This window comes from Thermodesulfobacteriota bacterium, from assembly GCA_026415035.1.
Lineage (GTDB): Bacteria > Desulfobacterota > BSN033 > BSN033 > UBA1163 > RBG-16-49-23.
On the sequence record JAOAHX010000006.1, the window covers coordinates 87,008 to 100,183 of the forward strand.

General features: G+C 56.5%; 13 protein-coding genes. 10 read left to right on the forward strand and 3 right to left on the reverse strand.

What is annotated here, in order from left to right; genetic code table 11:
- Window positions 1–434: 434 nt before the first annotated feature.
- Genes N3G78_05590 through queF form a run of 3 tightly spaced genes read left to right on the forward strand, consistent with a single transcriptional unit; the run spans window position 435 to window position 4,174 of the window.
- Window positions 435–2,168 (forward strand): aldehyde ferredoxin oxidoreductase family protein, encoded by a 1,734-nt coding sequence (locus N3G78_05590; GenBank protein MCX8117391.1) that lies wholly within the window; start codon window positions 435–437, stop codon window positions 2,166–2,168.
- Entirely contained in the window at window positions 2,165–3,742 is a 1,578-nt protein-coding gene (locus N3G78_05595; GenBank protein ID MCX8117392.1) for an ATP-binding protein, read from the forward strand. Before N3G78_05590 ends, N3G78_05595 begins: the two co-directional genes overlap by 4 nt.
- A 15-nt stretch (window positions 3,743–3,757) precedes the next feature.
- Window positions 3,758–4,174 (forward strand): preQ(1) synthase, encoded by a 417-nt coding sequence (gene queF, locus N3G78_05600; GenBank protein MCX8117393.1) that lies wholly within the window; start codon window positions 3,758–3,760, stop codon window positions 4,172–4,174.
- Here the strand turns inward: queF and N3G78_05605 are convergent.
- From N3G78_05605 to N3G78_05615, 3 genes are read right to left on the reverse strand one after another with little or no spacing between them, the layout of a single operon-like run.
- On the reverse strand, window positions 4,171–4,812 hold the full coding sequence (locus tag N3G78_05605) for a histidine phosphatase family protein (protein MCX8117394.1): 642 nt from the start codon (window positions 4,810–4,812) through the stop codon (window positions 4,171–4,173). The genes queF and N3G78_05605 overlap by 4 nt on opposite strands.
- Before the next feature lie 12 nt (window positions 4,813–4,824).
- Window positions 4,825–5,835, reverse strand: coding sequence for a zinc-dependent alcohol dehydrogenase family protein (locus N3G78_05610; GenBank protein ID MCX8117395.1), 1,011 nt, complete (start codon window positions 5,833–5,835; stop codon window positions 4,825–4,827).
- A gap of 57 nt (window positions 5,836–5,892) precedes the next feature.
- Entirely contained in the window at window positions 5,893–7,551 is a 1,659-nt protein-coding gene (locus N3G78_05615) for a B12-binding domain-containing radical SAM protein (GenBank protein ID MCX8117396.1), read from the reverse strand.
- A gap of 171 nt (window positions 7,552–7,722) precedes the next feature.
- Between N3G78_05615 and rplU the strand changes: the two genes are divergently transcribed.
- From rplU to rsfS, 7 genes are all read left to right on the forward strand, one after another.
- The gene (gene rplU, locus N3G78_05620) at window positions 7,723–8,037 is read left to right on the forward strand and encodes a 50S ribosomal protein L21 (protein MCX8117397.1); all 315 of its coding nucleotides are present in this window, start codon (window positions 7,723–7,725) and stop codon (window positions 8,035–8,037) included.
- Window positions 8,038–8,138: 101 nt separating this feature from the next.
- Window positions 8,139–8,399, forward strand: a complete 261-nt coding sequence (gene rpmA, locus N3G78_05625) for a 50S ribosomal protein L27 (GenBank protein ID MCX8117398.1) — start codon at window positions 8,139–8,141, stop codon at window positions 8,397–8,399.
- 30 nt (window positions 8,400–8,429) lie between these two features.
- The gene (gene obgE, locus N3G78_05630; GenBank protein MCX8117399.1) at window positions 8,430–9,455 is read left to right on the forward strand and encodes a GTPase ObgE; all 1,026 of its coding nucleotides are present in this window, start codon (window positions 8,430–8,432) and stop codon (window positions 9,453–9,455) included.
- A 34-nt stretch (window positions 9,456–9,489) separates the two neighbouring features.
- On the forward strand, window positions 9,490–10,611 hold the full coding sequence (gene proB, locus N3G78_05635; GenBank protein ID MCX8117400.1) for a glutamate 5-kinase: 1,122 nt from the start codon (window positions 9,490–9,492) through the stop codon (window positions 10,609–10,611).
- A gap of 7 nt (window positions 10,612–10,618) precedes the next feature.
- On the forward strand, window positions 10,619–11,878 hold the full coding sequence (locus N3G78_05640) for a glutamate-5-semialdehyde dehydrogenase (GenBank protein MCX8117401.1): 1,260 nt from the start codon (window positions 10,619–10,621) through the stop codon (window positions 11,876–11,878).
- A gap of 52 nt (window positions 11,879–11,930) precedes the next feature.
- Window positions 11,931–12,599, forward strand: coding sequence for a nicotinate-nucleotide adenylyltransferase (gene nadD / locus N3G78_05645; protein MCX8117402.1), 669 nt, complete (start codon window positions 11,931–11,933; stop codon window positions 12,597–12,599).
- 94 nt (window positions 12,600–12,693) lie between these two features.
- Complete coding sequence (gene rsfS, locus N3G78_05650; protein ID MCX8117403.1) at window positions 12,694–13,059, forward strand: ribosome silencing factor; 366 nt, start codon at window positions 12,694–12,696, stop codon at window positions 13,057–13,059.
- Window positions 13,060–13,176 lie beyond the last annotated feature (117 nt).

Genomic DNA, 13,176 nt, shown 5'->3' on the forward strand with positions numbered 1-13,176 from the left:
TAGAGATGGCCACCGGGTGAAATGAGGTGCTGGGAAGGAATAAAGCCATTTAAAGGATGTCTTCCCTCCAGAGGGATACCGGTCCCGAAATCGCAAAGGCCATCCGGTTTGAAAGCCCCCTTATCTCTCGCTCACCAAAGAATTTTCCGATAAGGCAGTGGACTTCGTCGAGAGGGGCCACTTTCGGTTGGGCCCGAAGGAGAATACAATTGGGCTGAATTTGCCATGAAAGGAATGCTCGTTAAGAAAATAAGGGATCTCCCCGACTCCAGGGTGGGATTGCCCAACCCTTCGGAGGATTTTTGTAAAACCCGGGTAGGGCCACTCTTCTTATTTAGTGGTCAATCTTTTACAAATCTTTCTCATAAGTTGGGGCAATTCGGTAGACCTTCTTCCCTTGATTTGACTCCTCTCTTTCCATTAAGATAGATTTGATGAAAGGTTTCTTCCATCGACTGCTCCGGATCGATCTTTCGAAGAGAAAGACCACGGTCGAACCCCTGCCGGAGGCCGTTTTGCGCTCCTATTTGGGCGGAAAGGGGTTGGGATCGTATCTCCTTCTCCAGGAGAACCCCCCCCGAGTGGATCCTTTCTCACCGGAGAATCGCCTCATCTTCACCCTGGGCCCCCTGGCCGACACGGTCTTCTATGGTTCGAGCCGTTTCGCCGTCTTCACCAAATCGCCCCAGACGGGGATCTATTCGGAGTCCTATTCCGGCGGCAAGATCACCAGCGCCATCAGCCGGACAGGCTACGATGCCATCGTCATCCAGGGTCGATCGAAAGAGCCCGTCTCTCTCGAGATCAGTGACGAGGGCGTCCTTTTTCACGCTGCTTCCTCTCTCTGGGGTAAAGAGACTTATGAGGCAGAAGAGGCATTGATAAAAACGGCGGGAGAGAAGGGGGCAGGGGCCCTGGTCATAGGTCCGGCCGGGGAAAACCTCGTCAAGTTCGCGGTGATCGAAATCGAGAGGTGGCGATCCCTCGGCAGGGCAGGCATCGGCGCGGTCCTAGGGTCGAAGAGGTTGAAAGGCATCGTCTTCCATGGGAGAAAGAGGAGGGAGGTGGCCGACCCCGCCCTTTTGAGACGACTCTCCGAGGCCTTCAAGGAGCGCGTCAAAGATCATGAGGTCGTCCGGATCTATAAAAAGTACGGCACCCCCATGCTCGTCTCGATCATGAACACGATCGGAGCCTTCCCCACCCGATACTGGTCGAAAGGAACGCTCGAGGGGTGGGAGGGGATCAGCGCCGAGAGCCTGATGGAGCGGTGCGAGGTGAAACCCTCGGCCTGCCCCCACTGTTTCATGGCCTGTGGAAAGGTCTCCCGGGTCAAACAGGGAAGACATCGAGGGCTTCAGATCATGGGGCCGGAATATGAGACCATTTATGCCTTCGGTGGCCTCTGCATGGTCCGGTCGATCGAGGAGATCATCTACCTCAATGACCTCTGCGACCGCCTCGGAATGGACACGATCACCGCAGGGAACCTGGCCGCCTTTGCCATCGAGGCCTCTCTGAAAGGGAAGATCAAAGAGAAGCTCCAGTATGGGGATGTGGATGCCATTGCCGAGATTTTGAGGAAGATCGCCTACCGGGAAGGGATCGGCAAGGTCCTCTCCGAAGGGGTCCGCCACGCCGCATCGGTCTGGGGGATGGAGGGGGAAGCGGTCCATGTGAAGGGGCTTGAGCCGGCGGGATTTGATCCCAGGGTTTTGAAAGGGATGGGCCTCGCCTATGCGACTTCCGACCGGGGCGCCTGCCACCTGAGGGCAACCTTCTATAAATCCGAGCTTTCCGGACAGATCGATCCGGAACAGATCCGGGGGAAAGCCCGTCTCTTCATCGACTACGAAGATAAGATGAACCTCTTCGATGCCCTCATCCTCTGCCGGTTTTATCGGGATCTCATTACTTGGAAGGACCTTCAAGAGATCCTGAAGGCCGCCTGTGGCCTCTCCCTCAAAAAGGGAGCGTTGAAAACCATCGCCGCCAATATCCTCCAATTGGCCAGGGATTTCAATCGTCGAGAAGGGGTCACGAAACGGGACGATAGACTCCCCCGCCGTTTCTTTCGGGAGGTCCTTCAGGAGACTGGCAAGTCGATCCAGCCCGAAGAGATGGAGACCATGATCCAGGAGTATTACCAACTGAGAGGTTGGGAATGATTCGGTTTTGGACGCTGAAATCGAAGATCATCCTCAGTGTCGTCCTCGTGGTCGTCGTGATCGAAGGCATCTTTCTCTATCTCAACATCAAATCCCTCTCCCAACAGATGATCGAAAAGACCGAAGAGGAGGCCTTCAATCTCAGCGAGACGATCCGGCTGAGCATCCGGTATGCGATGATCAAGGACCGCCGCGATGAGTACCAGCGGATCATCGATGACGTGGCCCAACGGAAAGGGATCGTGGAGGTCCGCATCTTCAATAAGGCCGGAGAGATCACGGTCTCTTCGGACCGGACCAAGGTGGGAACCGTGGTCGATATGAAGGCCGAGGCCTGTTACGGATGCCATCGGGAGGGCGAAGCCAGGGTCCTCCTCCCCTCGGACAGCAAGACCCGCATCTACCACACGGAGGACAAGAAGAGGCTCCTCGGCCTCATCAACCCCATCTACAACGAGCCCTCCTGCTTCCCCTGCCACCCGAGGAATATCAACGTTCTTGGCGTCCTCGACACGATGGTCACCCTTGAAGATTTCGACAAGCAAAAGGTCCAGCTCTACAACCGGATGATGCTCTCAGGGGCGATCAGCGTGGTCGCCCTCAGTCTGCTCTTGGGCCTGCTCTTCACGCGGTTTGTCGAGCGGCCGATCAACCGTCTCCTGGCCGCCACCAAACGAGCGGCGGAAGGCGACCTCGATCAGACGGTCCGGATCAAATCGTCCGACGAGTTGGGGGAGCTCGCCGAGTCGTTCAACCATATGATCTTGGAGCTGAAGCGATCCCGCGATGCGATCGAGGGCTGGACCCAGACCCTGGAGAAACGCGTCGAAGAACGCACGCACGAGCTTCAGCAGGTCCAGAATCAGCTCATCCGCGCCGGCAAGATGGCCGCCCTCGGGGAGCTCGCCGCGGGCGTGGCCCATGAGATCAACAATCCCCTGACGGGGGTGCTGACCTTCAGCTCCCTGATCCTGAAGAAGATGGACGAGTCCCATCCCTGGCGAAGGGACATGGAAAATATCGTCACCCAGACGACGCGGTGCCGAAATATCGTGAAGGCCCTTCTCGACTTCGCCCGCCAGCGAAAACCGGACAAGCGAGAGACGGACCTCCATCTCCTGATCGACCGGACCCTCCAGCTTCTCGAAAACCAGGCCCGTTTCCAGAACGTGAAGATCCAAAGGGAGTATCAGAACGAGCTGCCGATGCTTTCGATCGATGGCGATCAGATCCAACAGGTCTTTATGAATATCCTCATCAACGCCGCCGATGCCATGGCCGATCAGGGCGGCACCCTGACGATCAAAACCGCGGTCCATGACGGGATGGTGGAGGTCTCCTTCAAGGACACCGGCTGTGGGATCCCGCCGGAACATCTTTCGAAGATCTTCACCCCGTTCTTCACCACCAAAGAGACCGGGAAGGGGACCGGGCTGGGATTGGCGATCAGCTATGCCATCGTGCAAGGCCATGGAGGAGACATCGAAGTGGAGAGCGAGGTCGGGAGAGGGGCTACCTTTCGCGTAAAACTTCCCATCGAGACATCGGTCAAAGAGGTGGGAAGAGAATCGTAACTCCGAGGAGGGGAGATGAGCTCTTATACCCAAGAACATGCCCGGGCCGGGATCGACACCCCCCTGCCCGAGATCGAATGCTTCGAGAATCAATTTCCAAACTATGAGATCACGATCGCCATCCCTGAGTTCACCTCGGTCTGCCCGAGGTCGGGACTGCCCGATTTCGGAACCATCACCATCCGCTATGTCCCGGATCGATGGTGTATCGAGTTGAAGTCTCTCAAGATGTACATCCTCGGCTATCGGAACCTGGGGATCTTTTATGAAAACGCGGTGAATCGAATCCTTCGAGACATTGTCAAAGCGGCCAAACCCCTCCGGGCGACGGTGACCGGCGAATTCAATGTCCGAGGGGGGATGAAGAGCACGGTCGAAGCCACCTACCCGCCCTCCGGGTCAACCCGAAAGAAAAGACGTAGGCCTTCCTAAAAGTCGACAAACTGTCTCGCCTCCTCCAGACGTTTCAAATGGCACGTCTCGTTCATCAAGGCCAGGACGTAACGGCCCTGATGATATTGGATCAGGTTGATGGCCGTCGTATCCTGGGCGATCTGCCAGAAGTGAGAGTTATCGATGCCGAGGATGCCGCAAAGAAGGACTTTGTTGACGACTCGATGGGAGACCAGAACGAGCGACTCCCCCGGATGTCTCTGGATGACCTCTTCGAGGGCGGCCATCGCCCTCTCTCGGACCTGATCGAGCGTCTCACCGCCCGGAAGCCTGGCCAGATGGGGTTCTTCCCTCCATCGGCGGTAGGTTTCAGGGTCGGTCTCTTTGATCTCTTGGTGCGCATGTCCCTCCCAGCTCCCGAAACTCATATCGATCAGCCCCTTTAGGGGATGGACCTCGAGGCCATGGAAACGGGCGATCTTTTCGGCCGTCTGAATGGCGCGCTGGAGGGGGCTCGAGTAGATCGCATCGACCTTCCTCTGGCTCAAATACTGACCCGCCAGTTCGGCCTGCTTCAGGCCGGTCTCGTCGAGGGGGACGTCTGTCCTTCCCCTGAAGATCTCCTCCCTGTTCCAGGCGGTCTGCCCGTGGCGGACCAGATAGATCGAGGTGGCCATGCTCTCTCCTTGTCAGAAACCCTTTGAGATCCTCAATACGCCCGAACCCCGAACCTTTCCCTCCTTCAGGAGGAGAAGGGCCCGGTTGGCCTCTGTCCATTCGAAGGCTTGAACTTCGGGCAGGATAGGGATTCTGGCAGCTAATAAGAGGAAGTTTTCCGCGTCCTTTCGCGTCAGGTTGGCCACGCTCTTCACCTCTTTTTCATCCCAGAGGTGTTGAGCATAGTCTAACGGGGGGATGAGGGTTCTTTTCCGAATGACCGCCAGGACCAACCTTCCACCCTTCTCTAAGGCCTGAAGGGCCATGGGAACCGTCTCCCCCACCGGAGTGAAGTCGATGGCCGCGTGGAGTTTTCTGGGGGGCAGGTCATCCGGCCCTCCGATCCAAGACGCCCCCAACGTTTTGGCTAATTCACGGTGCTCTTTGCCTCGGGTGAAGACGAAGACCTCGCACCCCCAGTAAGTGGCGAGCTGAAGGACGATGTGGGCAGAGGCCCCGAATCCGAAAAGGCCCAACCTCTGACCTTTTTGAATGCCCGAGAGCATCAGATCTCGGTAGCCGATGGCTCCTGCACAGAGGAGGGGCGCGGCCTCCTGGTCGGCGAACCTCTCGGGGATCAAGTAGGCATAATCCTCGTGGACCGTCATGTATTCCGCATAGCCACCGTGGGCGTGACACCCCGTGCCTTTGAAGGCTTCGCAAAGGTTCTCATGCCCTGCTTCGCAAAACGGACAGGTCCCGCAGGAGGAGTAGATCCATGCGATTCCCACCCGATCTCCCAACCGGAATCTACTCGCCTCTGACCCTACGGCCACGACCCTTCCGATGATCTGGTGTCCCGGGATCACGGGGAGCACGGGCCGAAGCCTTCCTTCGATCTCGTCAAGCTCGGTGTGACAGATCCCGCAGACCGAGACGTGGACCAGTATTTCCTTGGGTCCTGGCACGGGATCGGGCAGCTCTTCGAACCTGAGGGGTTCCTTCTCGATGGGTGCGATCTCTCTCAGGACCATCGCCTTCATCTGGATCCCATCCTTTCTGCGACTCGCCCAAACTATAACCCTTGGCCTCTCCCCTTTTCAATCGTTCCGGGAACGAAAGATCGGTCTCTCCCAGGCTTCTTCGAAGAAGAGGTCCATTACCCTCTGGGACGTGGCCTCCTTCCTGAGGAAGAGCCGGTTGCCGTCCATCCGGACGAGGCTGTAGAAGGATTTTTCCTCGAAGAACCTCGAAAGGAGATCTTCCCATGTGGGGTTCCGGCCGGTTCCGGAGGCTCTCCGGCCCCATCGCTCCGCCAGTTCCCGCCAGGTCATTCCTTCCGCCATCTCCCGCCGATCCATTTGGCCTTTGAGGAAGTTAATGAGCCTGGCCAGGCGCAGAAGGGTCGCCAGGTCGAGACGGCTAAAGGAGTCCGTCTCGATCGGAAGGGCGCTTGAGCGGCACCGATTAAGGCCGGTTGGCAAAAAGCTTTCCTTTCCGTGTCGTTCGAAAAGAGGGGTACCTGGCACCGGATAGTAAAGGCTCGGTCCGATGAGAACTCTCCTTCCCATGAGGTAAACGAGGGTGTGGGTCATCTCCTCGAGGGTCTGGCCGGGGATTCCAAGGATGGCATAGGCGATTACATTGAGACCGACCCTTTCCACCTCTTTAAGGATCGCTTCAAAATCGAGGGAAGGGCTTGGCCTCATGAGCCTCTCCTTGGTCAGGGGGTTTGTGCTCACATAGGAGAGGTTCAGGGTGCGAAATCCGGCACGCCTCATCAAAGAGAGAAGCTCGCCATCCAAGGAGGCGAAGGAGAGACCGTTCATCGCCGAAAGGTCAAGGCGGCTCTCCCCGAAGTGTTCGATGATTCGGCGCATCAACCCCTTGGCCCTTCCGAGATCGAAGGTGAAGTTGTCGTCTTCGAAGTCGAAGGCCTCGATCCCGTATTGGGTATGGCAAAGAATCATCTCTTGAAGGATGTTTTGAGGGCTTCTGGCCCTAAAAAGGCGTCCCATCACCAGGTGGGCCGAGCAGTAAGAACATCCATGGGGACAGCCCCTGCTTGTGATTAACATGGTGGACCGCTTTCCGCGGATCCGGTATCGTTCGATATCGAGCAAGGACCTTTCAGGAAGGGGTAAGGCATCTAAATCCCTCAGGAAGGCTTGGATGGGATGGATCCGGGTCGACCCGTCCACGCGATATCCCACGCCGTCGATTTCGATTCTCTCTTTCGATCGTCCCCTCCGAATCTCCTCGACAAGAGCGGGGAACCTTTCCTCCCCTTCTCCCAGGATCACGAAGTCTACCGATGGATTTTTCAGAACCCCTTCCGGATCGCAGCAGACATGGGCACCTCCCATGACGACGATCTTTCTGGGATCCCATGACTTGACGATGTGGGAGACCCTCAGGGCCTCCCCGTGGTAGGGGGTAAAGCTGGAAGAGATCCCGACGAGGTCGGGGTTTGATGCCTCGATCCTCTTTCGGATCTCCTCCCATCCCATCCCGAAATGGTAAAAACCCTGATAAAGCTTGAAAGGGCTTCGATCTTCAAAAGGGTAGAACTCTTTAAGGTAGGAGAGTTCCGATGGGATCGGGATGGGTTTTTTGGCTCCGGTCTGGCAATCAAGAATTTCGACCTCGTAACCGCTCGCCCTCAGGGAGGCCGCCAGATAGGCAAGCCCGATGGGCTGGGTTCGGATCGGGGTATGGTAAAAATCACGGACCGGAGGTTGAATGAGAAGGATCTTCATGGGGTTATTTAACGCTACGGCCCGACCGCTTGCGGCCAACCGAAGGCTCTTCGCTGACAGTATAATCAAGGGGGAGTCGGTTGTCCATGGCCAATAAGAGTCGAGGGGGCATTTGACAATTTTCATTAAATTTTTTAATATTTACGGATAAATCATCCGGAGGATGGGAAGATGTTTGCCGTTCTGAAAACGGGTGGAAAGGAATATCGGGTTTCCAAGGGGGATGTGATCCGTGTGGAGAAGTTAGAGGGGGAAGTGGGGGATCGTATTACTTTGGGAGAGGTCCTTATGGTCTCTGAAGGAGGTCAGGTCCGCATCGGGGAACCCACCCTTAAGGATACGGTCGTCACGGCAGAGATCGTTGAGCAAGCCCGAGGGAGAAAGGTCCTCACCTATAAGATGAAAAGGCGAAAAAATTACCGGAGGATGAAGGGCCATCGCCAGGCTTACACTTATTTGAGGATCAACGAAATTACTTCGAGCTAATCACCGATAACCCCCCTTTTCTCGCTCTTGATCCCCTTTTTCGGGCGAGTCGATCCGTGGATTGAGCAAGGGAAGGGAGTTTCGGTGCCCAGGAGGTTGTTATGGCACATAAAAAAGCTGGAGGGAGTTCTCGCAATGGCCGGGATAGCGCTGGCCAGCGTTTAGGGGTGAAACGTTTCAGCGGCCAGCTCGTTTCGGCCGGAAGTATCCTGGTTCGGCAGAAAGGGACCAAATTCTTTCCCGGAGAGAATGTGGGGATGGGAAAGGATTACACCCTTTTTGCGAAGATCGACGGCATCGTCAAGTTTGAAAGTAGAGGCAGGGATAAAAAACAGGTGAGCGTTTACGCAACGACCCTCTAACCCGTCCCCCATCCCCTTCCATCCATCGCCATGAAATTTGTGGATCGCGTAAGAATCCGGGTGAAGGCAGGAGATGGCGGAAACGGGTGCGTCAGTTTTCGGAGGGAACGATATATCCCCAAGGGAGGTCCAGACGGCGGAGATGGCGGTAAAGGGGGGGATGTGATCCTCCAGGCAGACCCTCAACTCTCAACCCTTCTCGATCTATCCTACCCACAGCAGTTTCGTGCCCGGAAAGGGGCCCATGGTAAAGGCAAAAATCAAACCGGGAGAGACGGGGAAGACCTGATCCTTCGGGTTCCCGTGGGGACCCTCGTCCTGGATGATGAAACCGGAGAGGTGTTGCAGGACCTCCTCTTCGAGGGGCAGCGATTTACCGCGGCCAGAGGAGGCAGGGGCGGAAGGGGAAATGCTCGTTTTGCAACCCCGACCCATCGAACCCCCCGCCATGCGGAGAAAGGCGAAAAGGGCGAGGAGAGGTGGATACGCCTCGAGCTCAAGCTGATCGCTGACGTGGGCCTGATCGGATTTCCCAACACCGGAAAGTCAACACTGCTCTCCCGGATCTCTTCGGCCCGGCCGAAGATCGGGGATTACCCCTTCACCACCTTAGCTCCTAACTTAGGGGTCGTGGAGAGGGAGGAGGGCCGTTGCTTTGTGGTGGCCGACATTCCTGGCCTGATCGAAGGGGCTTCCAGGGGGGCGGGGCTCGGCCATACCTTTTTGAGACACGTGGAACGGACGAGCGTGCTCGTCCACCTTCTCGACATCTCCGGAGATCCTCCCCCGGATCCCCTAAAACATTTCGACATCCTGAATGACGAGCTCAGGGCCTATCACCCCGCTCTTTCGGAAAAGACCCAGCTCGTGGCCCTCAACAAGATCGATCTCCCCTCCGTCCGGGAGCGGATCGAGGAGGTGAAGGGAATGTTTGAGAAGAGGGGCCATCGGCTCTATCCGATATCGGGGAAGACGGGGGAGGGGGTGGAGGAACTGCTCTTGGCCATGACGCTGGCTTTGGCCTCTTTGTCTCCTTTGAAGGAGGCCCGATCATAGCCTTGTTTGTCGGACGCGAATGAGTCGGAAAGAGATTCGAAGGGGCATTCTCGCCAAGGTCAGGCGGATCGTCGTCAAAGTGGGCTCGAGCATCCTGGCTTCGGTGGACAGGGGCCTCCATTACGAGGTCTTTTCCCAGCTGACCAAGGAGATTTCGGATCTGAAACGGCAGGGGTATGAGATCGTCCTGGTCTCCTCGGGGGCCATAGCGGCGGGGATGGAGAAGTTGGGATTAAAGACCCGGCCTCAAACGATCACCCAGAAGCAGGCCACAGCCGCTGTCGGTCAGGGGCGACTGATCCATATCTACGAGAATTACTTCTCCCGGTATCAGCAGATGGTGGCCCAGATTCTTCTCACCCACGACGACCTCAGCCATCGGAGGCGATTCCTCAATGCCAGAAATACCCTTCTGACCCTTCTCGATCTCGGGATCATCCCTATCATCAATGAGAACGACACCGTCGTCGTCGACGAGATCAAGTTCGGCGATAACGATAACCTCTCGGCCCTCGTCACCAACCTGATCGAGGCCGACCTCCTCATCATCCTGACCGATATCGATGGCCTCTGCGATCGGGATCCAAGGATCCATCCTGAAGCCAAGTGCATTCCCTTCATCGAGGATATCGACGCCGATCTGGGGGAGGTGACCGGAGAAACGAGGAGCGAGATGAGCGTGGGCGGGATGGTGAGCAAAATCCAGGCTGCCCGAAAGGCCTCGCGGTTCGGCATCCCGACGGTGATCGCCTGCGGAACCAAAAAGGAGGTCCTTCGGCAGATCCTCAAAGGGAAAGAGATCGGAACCTTCATCCTGCCCAAACCTAAAACCCTGAGCAGCCGGAAACACTGGATCGCCTTCAACCTGAAACCGAAGGGAGATCTCCTGGTGGATGAGGGTGCCAAGCGGGCCATCGTGCAGAAAGGAAAGAGCCTCCTTCCATCGGGAGTGCTTGAGGTCAGGGGGGTTTTCGATCGGGGCGACTCCGTCTCCTGTATCGGACCCAGGGGAAAGGAGTTCGCTCGGGGGCTCGTCAACTACAGCGTCCAGGAGCTCGACCGGATCAAAGGCCACAAGACCTCCGAGATCGAGAAGATCCTCGGCTATAAATATTCGGATGAGGTCATCCATCGGGATGATCTGGTCGTCTTGTGAGATGGGGATGGAACTCAGGGCTGAAGTCAAAGCGATGGCCCGACGGGCCAAAGAGGCTTCCCGCCATCTGGCGAAGGCCTCTTCCGAGACAAAGAACAAAGCCCTTTACGAAATCGTAGAGGCCCTCGAACAGAACGAGGCCTTTCTCATCGAGGAGAACCGAAAAGACCTTGCGGAGGCCGAACGGTTGGGGCTGTCTTCGGCCATGATCGATCGCCTCAGGCTTACTTCTTCGGTGGTTCGTTCCATGAACAAAGGCCTTCAAGAGGTCGCCCGGCTCCCCGATCCGGTTGGAGAGATAATCCGGATGTGGAGGAGGCCCAATGGCCTGGTGGTGGGACGCATGAGGATCCCCCTCGGGGTCGTGGGAATCATCTATGAATCGAGGCCCAATGTGACGGTCGATGCGGCAGGCCTCTGCCTTAAATCGGGAAACGCGGTGATCCTAAGGGGCGGTTCCGAAGCCTTCCATTCGAATCAAGCCTTCGTTCACCTGATTCAAAAAGCGATCCAGAGAGCGGGATTGCCAGCGGAGGCTGTCCAGACCTTCGCCAGGACCGAAAAGGAGGCCATCTATGAGATGCTCCAGCTCGAAGAGGAGATCGACCTCATCATCCCCAGGGGCGGGGAGGCCCTGATCCGGTTTGTCTCGGCCCATTCCAAGATCCCGGTCATCAAACACTATAAAGGGGTCTGCCACATCTTCGTCGATGAAACCGCCGATCAGGAGATGGCCTTGAGGATCTGCCTCAATGCCAAGGTCCAACGGCCCGCGGTCTGCAATGCGGTGGAGACCCTACTCGTCCATGAAAAGATCGCCCCGGCCTTTCTCCCCAAGTTGGCCGAAACCCTTCAGAAGGCCCACGTGGAACTGAGGGGATGCCCCAAGACCCTGACCCTCCTTCCCGGAATCAAAGAGGCCACGGAAGAAGACTGGTCTGAGGAGTATCTCGACCTCATCCTCTCCATCCGGGTGGTCAAGGATATCGATGAGGCGATGGATCACATCGCCACCTATGGTTCCCTGCATACCGAATCGATCCTCACCTCCGACTATGGAAACGCCCAGCGCTTTCTCAGGGAGGTGAACTCCTCCTGCGTGCTGGTCAACGCCTCGACGAGATTCAACGATGGATTCGAGCTCGGTCTCGGGGCCGAAATGGGGATCAGCACGTCCAAGCTCCATGCCTTCGGCCCCATGGGGCTGGAGGAACTGACCACGACCAAATTTATCGTCTATGGAGAGGGGCAAATTCGAACGTTATAATTAAATGGGTTTGAGGCTAAACGCCCTACTATCCTGAAAAGGAGAACGGAACATTAAAGGAAAGAGCAAGGGGAAGAAGGTAGGACTCTTCGGAGGCACCTTCAATCCCATCCACTTGGGCCATCTCAGGGGAGCGGAGGAGATTCGGGAGGGGTTCGGTCTGGACGAGGTCATCTTCATTCCCTCGGCCAACCCCCCCCATAAACCCCCCGAGGAGATCCTCGATGCCAGGCACCGAGTCGAAATGGTGAGACTGGCGATCTCCTCCAATCCATTCTTCTCCCTCTCGGAGATAGAACTAAAAAGGCCAGGGAAATCCTACACCATCGATACCCTCCGCCATTTTTGTGGAGAAGGCTCCGATGACCATTACTTCATCATGGGCGGGGAGGCCTTCGGGGAGATTGAAACCTGGAAGGATTACAAGGAGTTATTTGTCCTCTCCCATTTCATCGTGATGCTCCGGCACGGATGCGAAGCATCACCCGACGTCTCTGCCCTGCCCGAAACGCTGAGGTCCGAGTTTCGATACGATCTCGAGCTAAAGGCGTGGGTCCATCCTTCGGGGAAGCGCCTCTACTTTCGGGAGATCTCTTTCCTCGATATCTCTTCGACCAAGGTAAGGGAGTTGATCGAACGGGGAGCCTCGGTGAGGTACCTCATCCCACCCGAGGCAGAGGCCTATCTCCGGAAACACGCCCTGTACCGAAAGGAGGGATGAGAGCGAAGCCCCCCTTTAGGCGCTTCTTTTTTCTGTTGTCATCCCATTTATTTCTGTTATAATGCTACATCCATCATCACCTTGACCGGAGGATATGGCGACCGATTCGAAAACCAAGTTGCAACTTTGCCTCAAGGCAGCGATTGAAAAGAAGGCCCTCGATCCGGTCATCCTGGAAATGAAGAAAGTTTCGACGGTGACCGATTATTTCCTCATCATGACCGGGAAATCGGATCGCCAGGTTCAGGCCATCGCCCGGGCGATCGAGGAGACCCTCGAACAGAAAGGCATTCGACCTCTCGGCCTCGAAGGGGCCCTTCACGGGAAATGGATCCTGATGGACTACAACGACGTGGTGGTTCATATCTTCCTGGAACCGGTCCGAAAATTCTATGACTTAGAAGGGATGTGGGAAGATGCCGCCCGCATCGAGCTGAACCTGGGAGCGAAGCTTGCCTAACTTGCCTAAGAAGAAATGGGCCTCCAAGGAGACAAGATCTGAGAAATCCGGAAAGGAAAAGAAAGAGAAAGGGGGTGCCGAAAAGAGAAAGGCAAACCCGGGGATGAAAGCGGTTGA